Genomic DNA, 18,814 nt, shown 5'->3' on the forward strand with positions numbered 1-18,814 from the left:
CTCCGTTTAAGGAGGCACACAATACAATGCGAAAAGAAATCATCCTGCCGGGTCTGGCCCTGGGGGGCGGCCTGGCGGGCTTTGGACTGCGCCGCTGGCAGTGGCTGTCCGCCTATGACGCCCAGACTCAACTCTATCTCCACGGGGCGCCGGCCACCTTTGCCCTGCTCGCCCTGACGGCTCTCCTGGTCCTGGCCTTTCTTGCCCTCTGCCATGGAAAAAGGAGGCCGGAGGGATTCCTGGACGCCTTTTTCTGTCCCTCTCCCGGTTTTATGGGACTGATGGCCGCCTCCGGCTTCTGTTTTTTAGGGGCCGGCCTGCTGGGCCTGCTGGAGTGGATGGACCAGTTCCAACTCTTCCGCATCAGCCGGGACGCCTACCTGTCCGCCTATCCCGCCGCCCTGCTGCCCGTCCTACTGTTGACGGTCCTGCTCACCTTTGGCTCCGGAGCCGCCCTGCTGCTGGTCGGACGGGCCGCCTATCGGGGCCAGCTGGACCGGCTGACCTCCCTGCTCTCTGTCCTTCCAGGCTATACCGGGCTGTGCTGGCTGTTTGCCACCCACCTGCTCCACGGCACTGACCCCGTCGCCATGCGGTACGGCTTCTCCCTGGCAGCTACCATTCTGATGATGCTGTGCCACTACTTCGCCGCTGGTTTCTTCTTTGGCCGCTCCCACCCTCAGCTGCTTACCTTCTGCGCTTCGCTGGGCATCTCATTGGGGATAATCTCTCTGGCTGACGGCCCCAGCTGGTTCCAGCTAGCTCTAACCGCTGCCTTTCTCCTCTCTCTGCTGGGCTATGGATATGCGCTACTGTCCAACAATTCCTTCCCCGCCGGAGAGCGAATGCCCTCTGGGGCTGAACGCGAGGAGAGCTCCATTCCGAACGAGGAATAACATGATAAATTGGAGGCTGCTTTACTATGGATAAAAAGCGTTTTTATATCACCACACCCATCTACTATCCCAGCGATAAGCTGCACATCGGCCACACCTACTGCACCGTAGCCACCGACGCCATGGCCCGCTATAAGCGGCTGACCGGCTATGAGGTCCTGTTCCTCACAGGTACAGATGAACACGGCCAGAAAATCGAGGACAAGGCCAAGGAGGCCGGCGTTACTCCCAAGGAGTTCGTAGACGGCATCGTGGAGGGTCCCAAGGGAGTCAAGGATCTGTGGAAGCTGATGAACATCAGCAACGACCGTTTCATCCGCACCACCGACGATTATCACGTATCCGCCATTCAAAAGATCTTTAAAAAGATGTATGAAAAGGGCGACATCTACAAGGGTAAGTATATAGGCAAGTACTGTAAGCCTTGCGAGTCCTTCTGGACCGAATCCCAACTGGTAGATGGCAAGTGCCCCGACTGCGGGCGAGACGTCCAGGACGCGGAGGAGGAAGCCTACTTTTTCAAACTCTCCAAGTACGCCGACCGCATCCAGCATCTGCTGGAGGACACCGATTTTCTGGAGCCCCGCAGCCGGGTCAACGAGATGGTGAACAACTTTATAAAGCCCGGTCTGGAGGACCTGTGCGTATCCCGGACCTCCTTTACCTGGGGCGTGCCCGTGGACTTCGACCCCGGTCACGTGGTCTATGTGTGGGTGGACGCCCTGTTCAACTACACCACCGCTCTGGGCCTGTTCAACGACAAGTACCACGACTATGAAAAGTTCTGGCCCGCCGACGTTCACTTTGTTGGTAAGGAAATCGTCCGCTTCCACTCCATCATTTGGCCTGCCATGCTTATGAGTATGGAGATGCCTCTGCCCAAGAAAGTCTTTGGCCACGGCTGGCTGCTGCTGGACGGCGGCAAGATGTCCAAGAGCAAGGGTAACGTGGTGGACCCCTATATCCTGGCTGAGATGTTCGGGGTGGACGCCCTGCGGTTCTTCCTGCTGCGCACCTTCCCCTTCGGCTCTGACGGCAACTTCTCCAACGAAGCGCTGATTCAGACTATCAATGTGGACCTGGCCAACGACCTGGGCAACCTCCTCTCCCGAACCGTGTCCATGGTAGGCAAGTATTTCGGTGGCACCCTGCCCGAAGATCAGTCGGAAGACGGGGAGATGGACAGGGAGATGGTGGAGCTCATCTCCTCCCTGCGCGCCAAGTATGAGGAGCAGATGGAGCACTACGCCTTCCAGAACGCCCTGGCGGAAATCTTTAAGGTCATCGGCCGGGCCAACAAGTATATCGACGAGAACGCCCCCTGGGTGCTGGCCAAGGACATGGAGGCCAACGGTCCCCGTCTGGCACGGGTCATGTATAACCTGCTGGAGGTACTGCGGGTATCCGGTATCCTGCTGACCCCCTTTATCCCCGGCTCCGCCGGAAAGGTACTGGACCAAATCGGCGCCTGCCAGGAGTGCCGCACCTGGGACAGCGCCGCCGTCTACGGCTCCCTGCGGAGGGATGTCACCGTCCAGCGGGGGGAAAACCTGTTCCCCCGTGTAGACACAGAGAAGGCCCTGGCCCAGTTGGAGGCGGCGGCTGAAGCCGCCCGGAAGTCCGCCCTCCCGGACCTGGAAATAGAGCCCCAGCTGGAGGCCAAGGTGGACTTTGACACCTTCTGTAAGTCTGACTTCCGAGCAGTCAAGGTCAAGGCCTGTGAGAATGTGAAGAAGAGCGAGAAGCTGCTGAAATTCACCCTGGACGACGGCACCGGTACCGACCGTCAGATCCTGTCCGGCATCGCCAAATGGTACAAGCCGGAGGACCTGGTAGGCAAGACCCTCATGGCTATCGTCAACCTGCCGCCCCGGAAAATGATGGGCCTGGAGTCCAACGGTATGCTCATCTCCGCCGTCCACACTGAGAAGGGCGCTGAGGTCCTGAATCTGCTTATGCTGGACGACAAGATCCCCGCTGGCGCCAAGATGTGCTGAGTGCATGGGCTGATGATCGAAAACTTCCTATTTTTTCAGAAAGGCACGACGTAAGTCGTGCCTTTCTTTACAATGAAAAAGCTCGTCGCAAGCGACATATCGCTTGCGACGAGCTGGCAGGGACGGTCAAAATCGATATTTCTTCATGGCGAAAAATGCCGCCCACAGTGCGGCCCACCAACTGTGTGCCCAGCGGAGCGGGCCGCAGTTGAAAAGGAGGAGCAGGGAAGCGGGCGGATGACGTCTTTTTTGCCCCAGGCATAAAAAGACGTCGGAGCAAAGCGGACTTTGCTCCGACGTGGAGCTAGTGGTGGGAATCGAACCCACGGCCTGCTCATTACGAGTGAGCTGCTCTACCCCTGAGCCACACTAGCGGATAACAAATGATATTATACCGATTCCGGTCCCATCCGTCAAGGGGAAGGACAGCAAATTTGCCCTATACTTTTTTTCTCTGGAATGTTAGAATAGGTGCGACAAACTGACAGAAAAGAGGACGCCCATGGTCATCTCGAGTTTTTCAGCTCTGAAGAGCCGGCTGCAACATCTCTCCCCCAGGGAGGCGGTGGTAGCCGCGGCCCATGACGAACACACCTTACAGGCAGTCTTTTCCGCCCGCCGAGACGGGCTGATCCGCCCCATCTTGGTAGGCCGACGGAACGAGATCCGATCCATTGCCCGCAGTCTGGGGGAGGAGCTCTCTCCAGAACAGATCGTAGACGCCCAGGATGATCTGGAGTGCGCTGCCCGCTCTGTCGCTCTTATCCGGGAGGGAAAGGGGGATATCCTCATCAAGGGGATGCTTCAGACCGGCACTCTGCTCAAGGCGGTGGTCCACCGGGAAACAGGCATTCGGGCCAGCCAGGTCATGTCCCATGTGGCTATTTTGGATGTGCCCCGCTACCACAAGCTGCTATTCATCACCGACGGCGGTATGGTAGTAGCCCCCAATCTGGAGCAGAAAGGCCATATCCTGAAAAACGCGGTGGACTTCTGCCGCTTCCTGGGCTATGAACGGCCCAAGGCCGCCGCCTTGTGCGCTGTGGAAACGGTGAATCCCGCTATGCCTGAAACCGGGGACGCCCTGTCACTAAAAGAAGCGGGAGAGCGGGGGGAATTCGGTCCCTGTATCGTGGAAGGGCCCATCTCTCTGGACCTGGCCACCGACCGCGAGGCGGCTCTGGTGAAGGGCTACCACAGCCCGGTGGCCGGGGACGCGGACATTCTGCTGGTCCCCGCTATCGCCGTGGGCAACGTACTGGGCAAAGCCCTATATGGCTTGGCCGGCGGCCAGATGGCCGGAGTCGTGCTGGGAGCGGCGGTCCCTATCACCATCAATTCCCGTGGGGCCACGCCGGAGGAGAAATATTACTCTATCCTGCTCTGCGCCGCCATGGATTAGGAGGAAGCTGACATGTCCCACAAGATCTTAGTCCTCAACCCAGGCTCCACCAGCACCAAGGCCGCTGTCTACGAGGATGAGCACCCGTTGATGCTCAAAAGCATCGGGCACACCAACCAGGACCTGTCCCCCTATCCTGCCCTCAACGACCAGTTAGACTACCGGGTGGCCCTGGTCCGAAGCTGGCTGGCCCAGGAGGGCTTTGACCTGACGCAGCTTTCCGCTGTGGTAGGGCGGGGCGGCATCATTCCTAATATCGTGGCCGGCGGCTATGTGGTGGATGACAACTTGACCGACTGCCTGCTCCACCACACAGTGTTTGACCACGCCTCCAACCTGGGTGGATTGATGGCCCGGGAATTTGCTGAACCGCTGCGCATCCCCGCCTATATCTACGACGCGGTCACCAGTGATGAGCTGCCCCCGGAGGCCCGTGTCACTGGCTTTAAGGAGGTCACCCGCACCAGCTTCTGCCACGTCCTCAACGCCAGAGCCACCAGCCACAAATACGCCCAGGCCATGGGCCGGAAATACGAGGATATGAATTTGGTCGTGGCCCATTTGGGGGGTGGAATTTCCATTTCCGCACACAGCCACGGGCGCATCATCGACTCTGTGTCCGACGACGCCGGCCCCTTTTCCCCGGACCGGGCGGGCAGTTTGAATATGCTGTATGTGGTGGATCTGTGCTACTCGGGCAAGTACACCAAGGCCCAGATGCTGAAAAAGCTTCGGGGGGAGGGTGGGATGTCCGCCCTGCTGGGCACCCATGACTGCCGGGAGGTGGAGCGCCGTATCGAGGACGGGGATGAGTGGGCGGCCCTGGTCTACCAGGCCCAAGCCCTCCAGATCGCCAAGGGCGTTGGAATCATGCTGGGCTGCTTCCATGAGCTGATCGACGCGGTCATCCTCACCGGGGGGCTGGCCAACTCCAAAAAGCTCACCAGCATGGTCATCGACTATCTCCACAACCTGTGTCGGGTGGTGGTCATCCCCGGAGAAAACGAGATGGAGGCCCTGGCCCTGGGCGCTCTGCGTATCCTCAACGGCCAGGAACAGGTGCATACTTTCTGCCCCGTCTGCCCTATGCCGATTCAATAACAATAGTCTGCGCTCTTACAGAATTATCGCTTAACAAACTGAGTCCCCCGCATGATCGAATTCATACGGAGGACTTTGTTATGCGCAGCACAGGTTTTTTCAGGGGGCCAGTGCCCCGGCAAATCAAAATCGCGCGATCAGGTTATCATCGACTTTTCCAAGAGCAATCGGAATAGGTACAAAATCGTAATGTGCAGCGGATAGAATACGTAAAAAAAGCGCTTCAATTTCAGTTTCCCCCGCCTGCCGTTATAGAGTAAAATGAGCAGACAGGTAAAAAGGATGCACATAGTCGGCTGATTTCCAGTCGCCCCCATATATGCCAGAAGGAACAGCAGCACTTGATAGACCCGATGGCTGCGGCAGACGTAGAACGCGGATATGAACAGGATCCCCTGTATCCCGTAATCACAGCGTATCAGTTCAGCAATTACAGAAAAAAGCGCCACACTGACAACTTGCAAAACCACTGACTTAATTTTATCAGTGCGCACCTGTGATTTGCACGAGCATCTTTCGAGACACGCTAATGTCAATAAGCCTAAAAACAAAGTGAAAAATACATTTTGATATTTTAAATAAAACGGAAATGTACCCTCCATAAGCGAATATCTGCTAAAAAATCCTATATCAAAAGGTATTTCGGAGATTAGCGCAAATACAAGCATTAACCCGATATATCGCTTCTTGTTTCTAGTATGTTGGAAACCCTCTGCCAGCAAAAAGCAAAACAGCGGAAACGCAATTGTACCTATGCTCTGCAGATCAAATCGAATGAAATAATCAATTTTCTCAAACTGCTCCCAGGATAGTTTCCCGGTATCCACCATTACGCCCCAGTAATTTGATAAGAGCCACTGAAGGACGATTTTGCAGGTGTGGTCAATAACCATCGCCATAACAGCGATCATTTTCAAGGAATTTCCTGTCAGGAACTGTACTTGCTCCAAACGTCTATCCAGGCAGTCCGCGCCACCGTTTATTCTTTCAAATAGCACCTTCAAGTCTGGTTCCTCAAATCATCCCACGGCATCCCTGGATCGATTCACTCATAAAGTTTTTTATAGTACCCGCTGTACAGAGCGGCCACCGGGTTATGGCCCAGCACCCTGTCCTTAGCGATGAGGGTAGTCACCGGCGCGTCAGAATACTTGCTGAACAGGGCGTCATGGCCTACACACAAGCCGATAGCGATATTCAGATCCGTTTTTTCCCGGTTGAGCACCCGTGCCTGGAGGATGGGGTTGCACATGGTCTCCGGATGGGCCCCCTTGCAGATGGTGTCCTCAGGGGCTAGCCCCATATTCGCCTTGTCCTCTCCCCCTACCTTACACACCACACTGACATACTCAATTCCGTTTTTCTGCAAGATTTTGGCAAAGATCTTAGCTTCGTTAATCAGTCCAAAACAAGTGGCGATCCCCACCTTTTTGGCCCCGATCTCCTTGATAAACAGGACGGTTTCTTCTACACGGGTCTTGGTACAGTAATACCGCCCCTCGATTTGGGCGGCAGCCCGAGCCATTTTCCCGTCTATGGTGTCGCCGCCATAAATCTGGTCCAACTCAGCGGTTTCCCCCGCCTCCACACATCCGGTGGTCAAACAGAATTCCGGGTACTGTTCCCCCCGGTTTCGACAGTTGTACAGGCCGCAGTCCGTACAGCTCAACCTCCGCTTCCTCTCCCGCTCCATGTGTACGCTCCCCTTTCTTTTCTTTCTATGTCCCGCAGCCCACGGGGCAGCCCCGCTCCTGATACCTCAGGCGGAGTTTCTCCATCAATTCCCGGTCCGGGTCCAAATACAGCTTGTTGTCAAATCCGTCCATCAGGCCGATCTGTCCCTCCCACTCCAGGTCCGGGGACAAGTCCAGCTCAATCATGCCTGGGATGTGATAGGCCCGCAGCAGGTGAGCGGTATGGCTGTCCACATTGCCCCGCATAGCCGCCAGTCCCACCAGCCAGCGGCGGTCCAACTCCATCACCTCGCTGGGGAAAAACTCCTCACAGACCAGGATGGTTCCCGGCCGGGTCAAGGGTGCCTTTGGCCGGCGACCCAGCAGCGCCCGGAGCATTCTGCGGGAGATGTCCCGCATATCCACCGATCTGGCCCGCATATAGGGGCTGTCCATCGCTCCAAAGGCGGCGGCCAGAGCATCCCCCGCCGCCTTGACAGCATATTCTGCCGTGGCCCCCTCCCTTTGTATCATGTCCGTGATGGTTCGGACAAGGTCCTCATCCTCCAGCAGCATAGCGTGGATGGCAAAAATAGAGGCTGTTTCCTCCCCCACCTCGGCAAAGGCACGGTCGTAGAGGGCAGCCAACTGCAGTACGGCCTGCCTCTGTCCTTGTTGGAATCGCTCCAGCTCCTCTTGGGGGCCACGTTGAGAGCGGGGGGCTAACACAGGGGGCTCACGCCGGTAAAAGTGCAACTGTCCAATAGCGATCTGCTCCGCGATGGATCTTCCAGCCAACTCCAGCATACCCTCACCTCCCCGTTCTCCACTGGTATTTCTTTGATTATAGCCCCCCATTCTCCGTTTGTAAAGGCGAGGCGTGGCTGATTTTGCCCCTCTTGTCATCGAACTTCCCCCCTTTTTCTTCCCTCTGACTCAAAATTGCCGCTTTACGCTGATAAATTGCCGTGGTATAATGGACAAGCAGGTCCGTTCCTGTTCTTTTTTCCCGATTTTTCATAAGGAGGTCATCCCCGTGGTTTCTGAACGTATGCTTGGACTGGGCACCGCCCGGTCTGTGATCCGTGAGCTGTTTGAGTACGGCAAGCAGCGGGCCGCTGTTGTCGGCCCTGAAAACGTCTTTGATTTCTCGCTGGGCAATCCCAGCGTTCCCGCCCCCGACGCGGTCAACGAGACCGCCATCCGCATTCTGCGGGAACAGCCCGAACTGATCCACTGCTACACCAGCGCCCAGGGCGACGCACAGGCCCGCCAGCGATTCGCCGACTCCCTGAACCGCCGTTTTAGGGCCAGCTACACCGCCGACCAGCTCTATATCACCGTAGGGGCGGCCGCCTCTCTCTGCTGTGTCTTCGGCGGACTGACCTGCCCCGAGGACGAGTTCATCGTATTTGCCCCCTATTTCCCCGAATATAAGGTATTCATTGAAGGCGCGGGGGCCAAAATGGTACTCATTCCCCCGGAGATCGACCACTTCCAGATTGACTTTGAGGCCTTTGAAAAGGCTGTCGGCCCCCACACCAAGGGCGTGGTGGTCAACACCCCCAACAATCCCTCCGGCGTAGTCTACTCTAAGGACACCCTGGAGCGGCTGGCCGCCGTCCTCACCGCCAAGAGTCAGGAGTACGGACACCCCATCTACCTCATCTCTGACGAGCCCTATCGTGAAATTGTATTCCAGGGCTTCGAGGTCCCCTGGGTCCCTCACATCTACCGGGACACTATCGTGTGCTACTCCTTCTCCAAGTCCCTGTCCCTCCCCGGCGAACGGCTGGGCTATGTGCTGGTCCCCGGTGACATCACCGACTCTGCCGAGGTCTACGCCGCCGTGGCAGGGGCGGGCCGCTCCCTGGGCTATGTGAACGCTCCCAGCCTGTTCCAGCAGGTGACCTCTCTGTGCTGCGATATGACCTCTGATTTGAAGGTGTACGAGGAGAACTGCCGGCTGCTCACCTCCTCCCTGCGGGAGATGGGGTACCATGTAGCCCAGCCCGGCGGCGCTTTCTACCTCTTCCCCCGGTCCCTGGAGCCCGATGATCTGGCTTTCAGCGAGCGGGCCAAGAAGTTCGACCTGCTGCTGGTCCCCGGCTCCGGCTTCGGCGCCCCCGGCCATGTGCGCATCGCCTACTGTGTCCAGACCGAGATGATCCAGCGGGCCCTGCCGAAATTCAAGGCTCTGGCTGACTCCTACCGATAGAATGACTGCCCCCTTCCGCCTAAGCGGGAGGGGGTCTTTTCATACCTTCTGTGTCCGTTCACCATTCGGATAGCCCCCCTCCCATTTGTCGGATTTTTGGTCATGGAGAGGACATAATTTCATGGAATTGCCCCCTGTTCAAAGCCCCTCTTTTCCTGTATGATAGGGATGTACGAAGTCTGAACAGTTTGATTCCCACAGGAGGAAATCAATATGAGAAAAACAAAGATCATCTGCACCCTGGGCCCCGCGGTGGACAGCGAGGATATGATTCGCACCCTGATCCGCTCCGGAATGGACGCGGCCCGGTTCAACTTCTCCCACGGCAGCCACCCGGAGCACCTGGAGCGGCTTAGTCTGCTCAAGGCTGTCCGTGACGCTATGGGCCGCCCGGTGGCCACAATTTTGGACACCAAAGGGCCGGAGATCCGCATCCGCAACTTCGACACCAAGTCCATTTCCCTGGAGGCGGGGGATACCTTCACTCTGACCACACGGGAGGAGGTGGGGGACCAGACGCATGTTTCTGTCAGCTATCCCAAGCTCCACCAGGAGGTGGCCCCCGGCCAGGAGATCCTCATTGACGACGGCCTAGTGGCCATCCGGGTGGATGAGATCCGGGGTGAGGACATCGTCTGCACAGTGGAGAACGGTGGTACTTTATCCGCCAATAAGTCCATCAATATCCCCGGCGTCCATATCCATCTGCCCGCCCTGACCGAGAAGGATGTGGCAGACATCCGATTCGGGGTGGAGAATGACTTTGACTTTATCGCTGCCTCCTTTGTCCGTCAGGCCAGCGATGTTGAGGCGGTCCGCCAGGTCCTTCAGGACTGTGGCGGGGAAAGTGTGAAGATCATCGCCAAGATCGAGAACCAGGAGGGCGTAGACAACATCGACGAGATCCTGGCCGCCGCCGACGGCATTATGGTGGCCCGGGGCGATCTGGGCGTAGAGATCCCCGCCGCCAAGGTACCCATCCTTCAGAAGAAAATCATCCGCAAGGGCCTTCAGGCAGGCAAGCCTGTCATCACCGCCACCCAGATGCTGGATTCCATGATGCGCAACCCCCGGCCCACCCGGGCAGAGGTGTCCGACGTGGCCAACGCCGTATTTGACGGCACAAGCTGCGTCATGCTGTCCGGCGAGACTGCTGGGGGCAAATATCCGGTGGAGGCCCTCACAGCTATGACAGGCATTGTGGAGGAGGCGGAGGCCTCCATTGACTACTGGCGCCACTTCCAAAAGCAGAGGGTGGTCCCGGCCAGCAACATTAACGACGCCATCACTCACACCTGCTGTTTGACCGCCAAGGACTTGGACGCCAAGGCCATCCTGGCGGCCACCAACTCCGGCCGTACCGCCCGGATGATCTGTCGGTTCCGCCCCTCCTGCCCCGTGGCCGCCCTGACCATGCATGAGAAGGTGCGCCGCCAGCTGAACATCTGCTGGGGTGTCATCCCCTTCCTCACCGGAGAGGTCAACTCCACCGACCGCATCTTCTCTCTGTCCGCCGAGGTGGCTCTGAAGGAACGGCTGGTCCAGGCTGGGGACACGGTCGTGATTACCGCTGGGGTCCCCCTGGGCAAGAGCGGCTCCACCAACCTGATTAAAGCCCAAGTCATCAGCGGGGAGGATCTCTGAGCATATCTTTCCTTTCCCTTTCGTACATCTGATCCGTCCAAGCTGTGCTTGGACGGATTTTTTACTTCTTAGCATCCTTCTTTCTCCTACTTGACAACATTATAATCTTCTGTTATATTGATTAAGCAAATTTAATTAAATCTGGTTAACTATTTAGGAGGCGCCTGTTTTATGGACCTGCGTGACAGTCTGTGCAGATTTTATTATGACTCTACCGTCAGTGACCTGCGCCAAGTAAACAAGACTGGAGGAGGTGAGTTGTCCTATAACAGCATCATGTATTTGGATGTCATCTCCTATCAGCAGGCCCTGGGCGTGTGCACTGTCACCACCTTGGCAGACACCCTGCACATCTCTCGCGCGGCAGCCACCATCAAAGTCGGGGAACTGGTCAAGCTGGGCCTGGTAACCAAAACCCGGAGCGAGGAGGATCGGCGTGTCAGCTACTTGTCAGTTACCGGGCCGGCCGCCTTGGCGCTAAAAGCCTATGACCGTCCGCTGGAGCGTGCGGCCCGTCAGGTGGAGGCCGCCTACTCCCAGGATGAAATTGACCTGTTCTGCGCGATTTTAGACATATTCAGCAAGGAGTATCAAAAGGATCTTTAATATGACACAGCAAGAACGTATTTTTATCACCCTTTCCCCTACCCGGCTCTTTTTCCGATGTGCTCTGCCCAGTATGATCAGCATGGCGGTCACCTCGCTCTATACAGTAGTGGACGGCATCTTTGTGGGCCGCTATGTTGGGGCCGACGCCCTGGCCGCCGTTAACCTAGTCATGCCCCTGCTTTTAATCAGCTTTGCCCTGATCGATCTGGTAGCCGTGGGCTCTTCGGTCCAGATCGCGATTCGCCTGGGGGAGCAGAAGTCCGAGGAGGCCAGCCGTATTTTCAGCTTCTGCTCCAAGCTCATCCTTCTGCTCTCTCTTCTAATCGGAGCGGCGGGTTTCTTCTTGGCCGGGCCCGCAGTGGCACTCATGGGCGCGGAGCGTCAGGTCACCGCTATGGCAGTGGATTACCTGCGGGTCTATGCTCTGCTGGCCCCCTTTATCATGCTCTTTTTCGCATTGGACAACTATCTGCGCATCTGCGGCCGGGTCCGGTACAGCATGGGAATCAATGTGTTCACCTCCCTTGTGAACATTGTACTGGACGCTCTATTCCTTATTGTCTTCCGTTGGGGAGTGGCCGGGGCGGCCCTGGCTTCCTGCATTGGGATGGCCCTGGGCACAGTCCTTGGCCTGCTCCCCTTCCTACGAAAAAAACTGCCCCTACGCTTTGTCCGGGGCCGGGTACCTCTCCATCAGCTGGCTGCCCTGCTGGCAAATGGCAGCTCAGAATTCTTCTCCAGCATCGCCGGCTCGGTGCTCATGGTCATCCTCAACAGTGTACTGCTCCATCTGGCCGGCACCCCGGCGGTAAGCGCCTTTTCCATCGTGATGTATGTGGACAGCATCGTCGGCGCCCTCCTTTTCGGCATGGCCGACTCCATGCAGCCCGCCATCAGCTATAACTATGGTGCCGGCAGCCGTACCCGTATGTTCGCCCTGGAGAAGCGAGTCCTGACGGCGGCGGCGGCTATCTCCCTGGCTGTGCTGGTCTGGATGCAGCTCGGAGGCGAACAGGTCATCCCCCTGTTCCTCAAGGAGGAGGACTCAGCTCTGCTGGACATGACCCTGCGGGCCATGGAGCTCTTCTCCTTGTCCTATCTCCTTGGGTGGGTGAGCACCTGCCTCAGCTCCTTCTTTACCGCCCTGAATCGACCGGGGCTTTCCCTGGTCCTGGCGTTCAGCCGGACTCTTGTCTTCCCCCTCCTGTCCCTGCTTGTACTGCCCGGCGCCCTGGGGCTGGATGGGGTGTGGCTCATCTCCACCTCTACCGGAGTACTCACCGCCATTCTCTCCCTTCTCTTTCTTCTCCGTGTCCTCCGGCAGGAAAAGCTTCTGTCCCGGACGGCTTAACAAGCCTCCAAGCCATTTTGGCTTGGGGGCTTTCCTATTTCTCTACCCTCCAAAGTGCTGACATATGGTAATTCGATATCCTCCAGCCTCTCCCCCACAAAAATATTTTCTTTGATTTTTCCCTCTGTCTGTGCTAACATATCCTCCCGAATGGAGAGATGTGTGTTGCAAAAGCTCATAGTATTTTTACGGCGGGAAACGGTGCTGTCCATCGCCTGGCTGCTGGCGGCTGCCACAGCCTTTCTGGTCCCCCCGGACCGGGCCTATCTGGATTATATCGACGGCGGCACCCTGGGGCTGCTCTTTTCTTTGATGGCGGTGATGGCAGGGCTCCAGGGGCTGGGTCTGTTCCGCCGTCTGGGTGAGCATCTGCTGGAGCGGACGGCCACGACCAGACAGTTGGAGGGTGCGCTCATCTTCCTGCCCTTCTTTTTCAGCATGGCGGTGACCAACGATGTGGCCCTTATCACCTTTGTTCCCTTCGCAATGGAGGTACTAGAGCTAGCCGGAGAGGAGGAGCGCCTGATCCCTGTGGTGGCCATGCAGACCATCGCCGCCAATCTAGGCAGTATGGCTACCCCCATCGGCAATCCCCAAAACCTGTACCTCTACTCCCACTATCAGATGAGCCTTGGGGAGTTTTTCCGGTCCATGCTCCCCCTCACCGCCGCCTCCGGTCTGCTGATTCTACTGTTCCTTCTGTGCCGCCGCTCCACCCCCTTGTCCCTACCCAAGCTGACACCTCCCGCGATTTCCGAAGGCAGGCGTCTGGGCTTTTACCTCATCCTCTTTGTCCTCTGTCTGGCCGCGGTGGCGAAAGCCCTGCCTGTGGCGCTGTTATGCGTACTGGTGGCCGTGCTCACTGCCCTGGTAGACCGCCGTGTGCTGGTCCGGGTGGACTGGTCCCTGCTGGCCACCTTTGTAGGCTTCTTTCTCTTTGTGGGCAACCTAAGCCGCCTGCCCGCCTGCCATGACTTTTTCCGGGCCGTCCTCGCTCACCATGAGGCGGTATGCGCCGTCCTGGCTAGCCAGGCGCTCAGTAATGTGCCCGCCGCCCTGCTGCTGTCTGGTTTTACAGACAACGGGACCGCACTACTGGTTGGCACTAATCTGGGGGGACTGGGTACGCTGATCGCCTCTATGGCCAGTTTGATCTCCTATAAGCAGGTGGTCCGCCGCTCTCCCCACAAAAAGGGAAAATACCTGTTGTGGTTCACTGCGGCCAATTTGGTTTTTCTGACAATACTGCTGGGTGGCTATCTCCTCCTGGCCGTGTGACAAAGGGACGTTCCCAGTGTCGGGAGCGTCCCTTCAATCATCCACTTGCAAATCTGCCGCTTTCCCACCCAGTCCCCGCAGCCCCCTTCATCGCCCTGTTTCCCAGCCCCTTCTGATCGGGAGCATCCCAGCTTGGAAAAACTTTTTTCCCAAACAATCAAATTCTCTCTTGACTTTATCGCTTTTGTGCGTTAAACTTTAACGCATCAAACTAATAAACCAAATGTGTTTGATGAGAGGACTGGTTCAAAATGGGTATCAAGCTGGGTATGCTGCTGGTGTTCTTCGCCGTCATGGTGGGCATCGGTCTGTATTGCCGGAAACACGCCACCGATGTCAGCGGCTTTGTGCTGGGTGGGCGGTCTGTCGGACCATGGCTCACCGCCTTCGCCTACGGCACCTCCTACTTCTCCGCCGTAGTCTTTGTGGGATACGCCGGGCAGTTTGGGTGGAAGTACGGTATTGCCGCCACCTGGGCGGGCATCGGCAACGCTATCCTGGGCTCTCTGTTGGCCTGGGTCGTGCTGGGCCGCCGGACTCGCATCATGACCCAGCACCTGGACTCCGCCACCATGCCCGAATTTTTTGGCAAGCGGTTTGGCTCCAGGTCCCTGAAGGTCGCCGCCTCAGTCATTATCTTCATCTTCCTTATCCCCTACACCGCCAGTCTGTACAACGGCCTGTCCAGGCTGTTCGGCATGGCCTTTGACATCGACTACTCCGTGTGTGTGGTAGTCATGGCAGTGCTCACTGGAGTGTATGTCATCGCCGGGGGCTATATGGCTACCGCCATCAACGACTTTATCCAGGGCATCATCATGATCTTCGGCATCGTGGCGGTGATCGCCGCCGTCCTGAACAGCCAGGGGGGCTTTCTGGCTGCCCTGGAGGGGCTGGCCCAGGTGAGCGACCCGGAGGTGTCCGCCGCCCCCGGCGTCTTCGCCTCCTTCTTCGGCCCCGACCCCCTGAACCTGCTGGGCGTGGTGGTCCTCACCTCCCTCGGCACCTGGGGACTGCCCCAGATGGTCCAGAAATTCTACGCCATCAAGAGCGAGAAGGCCATCGACACCGGCACGGTCATCTCCACCCTCTTTGCCGTCATCGTGGCCGGGGGCTGCTACTTCCTGGGGGGCTTCGGACGGCTGTTCAGCGGCCAGATTGATATCGCCGCCAACGGCTATGACTCCGTCATCCCCACTATGCTGTCCGGCCTGCCAGACGTTCTGCTGGCGGTGGTGGTGGTCCTGGTGCTGTCCGCCTCCATGTCTACCCTGTCCTCCCTGGTGCTCACCTCCAGCTCTACGCTGACTCTGGATCTGCTGAAGGACCACGTCTGGAAGGACATGGACCAGAAGCGCCAGGTCTTTGTCATGCGCTGCCTCATCGTGGTGTTTATCGCCATCTCCGTGGTGCTGGCCATCATTCAATACAGGTCCAACGTCACCTTCATCGCCCAGCTCATGGGCGTCAGCTGGGGCGCCCTGGCCGGCGCCTTTCTGGCCCCCTTCCTCTTTGGGCTGTACTGGAAGCGGGCCACCAAGGCCGCCTGCTGGACCAGCTTCCTGTTTTCCACCGTCTTTATGCTGGCTGTCATCAGCCCTCTAAAGTCCGTCCTTCCCGCCCTCCTTCAGTCCCCCATCAACGCCGGGGCCTTCTGCATGGTCGCTGGTCTTGTGATCGTTCCCCTGGTCTCCCTTTGCACCGCCAAGCCGGACCGTGCGCTGGTAGAGGACGCCTTCTCCTGCTATGACGAGAAGGTGCTGGTCCGGCAAAGCCAGGCCCTGGGGGACAAATAAATTCCCTCTTTGCAAAAAGGTGGGCGCTGTGGTATCCTAAATAAGCACACGACTCTGTCAGGGCCCACTTTGTGGGCCCTGACGGTATGTTCTATCCTCATTTCCGAAAGGAAGTTTTTTATGGTCGTCGATATCCATACCCACACCTTTCCGGAGCGCATCGCCGCCTCCACCATTCAAAAATTACAGGATATTTCCCACACCCGCCCCTTTACCGATGGGACAGAAGCGGGCCTGCGGGCCTCCATGGTCGCCGCTGGAGTAGATTTCTCCCTGGTCCTCCCCGTGGCCACCAGCCCCCGCCAAGTGGTCCACATCAATGACGCCTCCGCTCGCCTGAACAGCCAGGGGAATGGCATTCTCTCCTTCGGCTGTATGCACCCAGACTTCGACGGCTGGAAGGAGGAACTGGGACGGGTGGCCGCCCTGGGTATGAAGGGCATTAAGGTCCACCCCGTCTACCAGGGGGTGGACTTCGACGACCCCCGCTACCTGCGCATCCTGGACCGGTGCGGAGAGCTGGGCCTCATTGTGCTGACCCACGCCGGACTGGATATCGGCTTTCCCGGACAAGTAAACTGCTCCCCAGAGATGGTCCTCCGGGCGGTGGAGCAGGCAGGCCCCCTCCAGCTCATTCTGGCTCACATGGGTGGGTGGAGAAATTGGGACCAAGTGGAGGAGCTGCTGCCCCATACCCATGTCTATCTGGACACCGCCTACGCCCTGGGCCGGATTGCCCACAGGGGGGACGGCCACTTCGCTCCGGAGGAGCTGGATCTAATGTCCAAGGCCCAGTTTCTGCGCATGGTGGACACCTTTGGCGCACACCGGATACTCTTCGGCACCGACAGCCCCTGGCGTAGGCAGGAAGAGGGCATCGCCCAGCTCCGGGCCCTGCCCCTAAGTCAGCCGGACCTGGAGGCCATTCTGGGCGGTAACGCCCAGAGGCTGCTAGGGCTGTCCTAAGGCGCCGGATATTTTTGATTAGGAGGTCTTTTCCATGAGTGATCTCACACAACCTATCACCAACCCGGAACTGGCCCAGGCGGTCGCTGATATGGCCGCCCAGGGCAGCCGGGCGAGCCGGGAGGCAGTGCTGGACATCGTCATCTCCAAGGCCCGTTTTTTGGCCCCGGTGACCATCTCTCCCGCCCCGGAGCAGCAGGAGAGCGCCCCACTGGGGGAGGGCACCGCCATCCAGTTCCAACTGCTGCCCAATCAGGAGGGGCAGCCCTTTTTCCCCGCCTTCACCTGCTGGGAGGAGCTGCGCAAGCTGTGCGGCCCCAAAAACCAGCAAACCCTGGTCCTCACCTTTGACGACTATGCCGCCATGGTCCTGCGGGACAACCGGGCGGCGGGCTTTGTGGTGGACCCCTTTGGCTCCTGCCTGTCCTTCGACCGGGCCATGATGAACCACCTGGTCCAAAGAAAGCGGGAGCGGTCCGCCTCTGATCAGGCATGAAATGGCCCCGGTCATCTTACGATGGCTGGGGCCTTCTTCTATATAACTCGGGCACAGCCGGACAGGACGGGAGACTGATCCAGAGGTCGTCCATTTCTCCCGTAGAAATTGTCACAGCCACCCCCATACAGCTCTATAGTCCACCATCTGCCGTTCTCCATCTGGACGGCCATGTGGTGCCCTATGGGGGAGCCTATCCTCACCAGCACCCACTCCCGGCGCTCCGTCCAATACCAGGCCTGGAGGACGGACGCATCCTCCACCTCCCAGACCCCGGCCTGTTCCGCCAGCCGATGGACATAGTCGGAGCGCTCCTCTCCGGATTGCTCCTTCGCTAGGAGGGCATCTTCAAATCGATCCAGCTCACTGGGGCCGCCCAGAAAAAACAGGATCAGCGCCAGAGTGAACACACCGGCCGCCAGCGTTCGGGCGGTGTCCTTCCAGCCGCCGGGCCGGTACTCTACCGCTTCTCTCACCCGAAGCTGGGCGTCGCACTCCCCGAAGGCCAGAGGGGCCTCCCACAACTGGCGGCCACTGCCCAGCTCCACCAAAGTCTTGGCGTACTCCCGCCGCTCCTCCGGCGCCAGACGGCGGAGAACCGCCCGGTCACAAGCCAGCTCCAGATCCCGGCAGAAGGCTCGATAGCCCAGCCACACCAAGGGATTCCACCAGTAGAGCGCCAGCCCGATATTGGCATAGCCCTTGCACCAGACATGGTGGGACTTGATATGCTGCGCCTCATGACGGAGCACCAGTCGGATCTGCTCCGGGGGCATTCCCTCCTGAAGGAAGATGGAGTAGTCCCCCGGAAGGCCGCCGATCTCCTTCCCTCGTACTACAAAGCTGGCAGGCAGGCCCCGGCACAGGCGGACCACCACATCATAGTCGTCCAACCCTGGGACATTTTGAAGCAGGGGGTCCCGCCCTTCCAGCAGACGTCCCGTCCTCCCCTGGGCCACCAGCTCTCTCTGCCGGCGGAAGGACACCCACACGCACACCAGGATACCTCCGATCACCACCACAGACAAAATGGCCACGGCCCACTGGTTGAGCCCAACCCGAACCAGAGCTCCGCCGGGCAGGGCCAGGTGATAGTCCCGGCTCTCCCAGACTGCCTCTGGGAAAAATGTAGGGATGTTAGAAATACCCACCCTAGGCACCACCAGGGACCGAAAGGTGACAGGCAGGAAAGAGAGCATATTGGACCCCTCATACGTCTGGGGCATGTAGATTGGCAACCAAGCTACCATCCAAAGGGCCATCCGCTGGCCAGGGGTCAGCAGCTGGGTCAGCAGAGGGCGGAGCAGCAGCAGGGCCCCGATGATCAACCCGGCCATCAGGCCCATATTGAACAGCAAGATTCCACTGAATGAGACAAACTTCACCA

General features: G+C 58.4%; 18 protein-coding genes and 1 tRNA gene. 12 read left to right on the plus strand and 7 right to left on the minus strand.

The features are described 5' to 3' along the window. Positions 1–26 precede the first annotated feature (26 nt). Entirely contained in the window at positions 27–896 is an 870-nt protein-coding gene (locus WKS99_RS11980; protein ID WP_340406198.1) for a hypothetical protein, read from the plus strand. 26 nt (positions 897–922) lie between these two features. Next, the gene (gene metG, locus WKS99_RS11985) at positions 923–2,893 is read left to right on the plus strand and encodes a methionine--tRNA ligase (RefSeq protein WP_147573223.1); all 1,971 of its coding nucleotides are present in this window, start codon (positions 923–925) and stop codon (positions 2,891–2,893) included. A gap of 299 nt (positions 2,894–3,192) precedes the next feature. Here metG and WKS99_RS11990 read toward each other — a convergent pair. Continuing rightward, a tRNA-Thr gene (locus WKS99_RS11990) sits at positions 3,193–3,267 on the minus strand. Positions 3,268–3,395: 128 nt separating this feature from the next. On the opposite strand from WKS99_RS11990, the gene WKS99_RS11995 reads away from it, so the two are divergent. Continuing rightward, positions 3,396–4,295: a bifunctional enoyl-CoA hydratase/phosphate acetyltransferase gene (locus WKS99_RS11995; protein ID WP_186851835.1), complete on the plus strand. Its 900-nt coding sequence runs from the start codon at positions 3,396–3,398 to the stop codon at positions 4,293–4,295. A gap of 12 nt (positions 4,296–4,307) precedes the next feature. After that, entirely contained in the window at positions 4,308–5,396 is a 1,089-nt protein-coding gene (buk, locus tag WKS99_RS12000; protein WP_262670177.1) for a butyrate kinase, read from the plus strand. A gap of 137 nt (positions 5,397–5,533) precedes the next feature. On the opposite strand, the gene WKS99_RS12005 is transcribed toward buk, so the two are convergent. Genes WKS99_RS12005 through WKS99_RS12020 form a run of 4 tightly spaced genes read right to left on the minus strand, consistent with a single transcriptional unit; the run spans position 5,534 to position 8,090 of the window. Beyond that, positions 5,534–6,394, minus strand: a complete 861-nt coding sequence (locus tag WKS99_RS12005) for a conjugal transfer protein TraX (RefSeq protein ID WP_262670222.1) — start codon at positions 6,392–6,394, stop codon at positions 5,534–5,536. 47 nt (positions 6,395–6,441) lie between these two features. Then, positions 6,442–7,089, minus strand: a complete 648-nt coding sequence (locus WKS99_RS12010; RefSeq protein WP_186851832.1) for a DUF1847 domain-containing protein — start codon at positions 7,087–7,089, stop codon at positions 6,442–6,444. A 25-nt stretch (positions 7,090–7,114) separates the two neighbouring features. Beyond that, positions 7,115–7,876, minus strand: coding sequence for a phosphoenolpyruvate-utilizing N-terminal domain-containing protein (locus tag WKS99_RS12015; RefSeq protein ID WP_186851831.1), 762 nt, complete (start codon positions 7,874–7,876; stop codon positions 7,115–7,117). Between the two features lie 37 nt (positions 7,877–7,913). Next, a complete protein-coding gene (locus tag WKS99_RS12020) occupies positions 7,914–8,090 on the minus strand; it encodes a hypothetical protein (RefSeq protein ID WP_186851830.1) in 177 nt (58 codons plus the stop codon). Between the two features lie 15 nt (positions 8,091–8,105). Between WKS99_RS12020 and WKS99_RS12025 the strand changes: the two genes are divergently transcribed. From WKS99_RS12025 to WKS99_RS12040, 4 genes are all read left to right on the plus strand, one after another. Beyond that, on the plus strand, positions 8,106–9,287 hold the full coding sequence (locus WKS99_RS12025; protein ID WP_240288425.1) for a pyridoxal phosphate-dependent aminotransferase: 1,182 nt from the start codon (positions 8,106–8,108) through the stop codon (positions 9,285–9,287). Positions 9,288–9,500: 213 nt separating this feature from the next. Next, on the plus strand, positions 9,501–10,931 hold the full coding sequence (pyk, locus tag WKS99_RS12030; protein ID WP_186851829.1) for a pyruvate kinase: 1,431 nt from the start codon (positions 9,501–9,503) through the stop codon (positions 10,929–10,931). Positions 10,932–11,102: 171 nt separating this feature from the next. Beyond that, positions 11,103–11,537: a MarR family winged helix-turn-helix transcriptional regulator gene (locus WKS99_RS12035; RefSeq protein WP_147573206.1), complete on the plus strand. Its 435-nt coding sequence runs from the start codon at positions 11,103–11,105 to the stop codon at positions 11,535–11,537. A gap of 1 nt (position 11,538) precedes the next feature. After that, positions 11,539–12,891: an MATE family efflux transporter gene (locus WKS99_RS12040; protein WP_340406206.1), complete on the plus strand. Its 1,353-nt coding sequence runs from the start codon at positions 11,539–11,541 to the stop codon at positions 12,889–12,891. Here WKS99_RS12040 and WKS99_RS12045 read toward each other — a convergent pair. Next, positions 12,888–13,031: a hypothetical protein gene (locus WKS99_RS12045; RefSeq protein WP_340406208.1), complete on the minus strand. Its 144-nt coding sequence runs from the start codon at positions 13,029–13,031 to the stop codon at positions 12,888–12,890. The genes WKS99_RS12040 and WKS99_RS12045 overlap by 4 nt on opposite strands. 22 nt (positions 13,032–13,053) lie before the next feature. Between WKS99_RS12045 and WKS99_RS12050 the strand changes: the two genes are divergently transcribed. The 4 genes from WKS99_RS12050 to WKS99_RS12065 all read left to right on the plus strand — a co-directional run bounded on the left by WKS99_RS12050 (position 13,054) and on the right by WKS99_RS12065 (position 17,427). Continuing rightward, a complete protein-coding gene (locus WKS99_RS12050) occupies positions 13,054–14,169 on the plus strand; it encodes an SLC13 family permease (RefSeq protein WP_340406210.1) in 1,116 nt (371 codons plus the stop codon). Between the two features lie 251 nt (positions 14,170–14,420). Further along, on the plus strand, positions 14,421–15,965 hold the full coding sequence (locus tag WKS99_RS12055) for a sodium:solute symporter family protein (RefSeq protein ID WP_147573201.1): 1,545 nt from the start codon (positions 14,421–14,423) through the stop codon (positions 15,963–15,965). 120 nt (positions 15,966–16,085) lie between these two features. Continuing rightward, positions 16,086–16,931: an amidohydrolase family protein gene (locus WKS99_RS12060; RefSeq protein ID WP_340406213.1), complete on the plus strand. Its 846-nt coding sequence runs from the start codon at positions 16,086–16,088 to the stop codon at positions 16,929–16,931. Positions 16,932–16,965: 34 nt separating this feature from the next. Beyond that, positions 16,966–17,427, plus strand: a complete 462-nt coding sequence (locus WKS99_RS12065; protein ID WP_340406215.1) for an SseB family protein — start codon at positions 16,966–16,968, stop codon at positions 17,425–17,427. 38 nt (positions 17,428–17,465) lie between these two features. On the opposite strand, the gene WKS99_RS12070 is transcribed toward WKS99_RS12065, so the two are convergent. Continuing rightward, positions 17,466–18,812, minus strand: coding sequence for a M56 family metallopeptidase (locus WKS99_RS12070; RefSeq protein WP_340406326.1), 1,347 nt, complete (start codon positions 18,810–18,812; stop codon positions 17,466–17,468). Between the last annotated feature and the right edge of the window lie 2 nt (positions 18,813–18,814).

It is taken from the genome of Flintibacter sp. HCN-6482 (assembly GCF_037892565.1).
GTDB lineage: Bacteria > Bacillota > Clostridia > Oscillospirales > Oscillospiraceae > Lawsonibacter > Lawsonibacter aceti.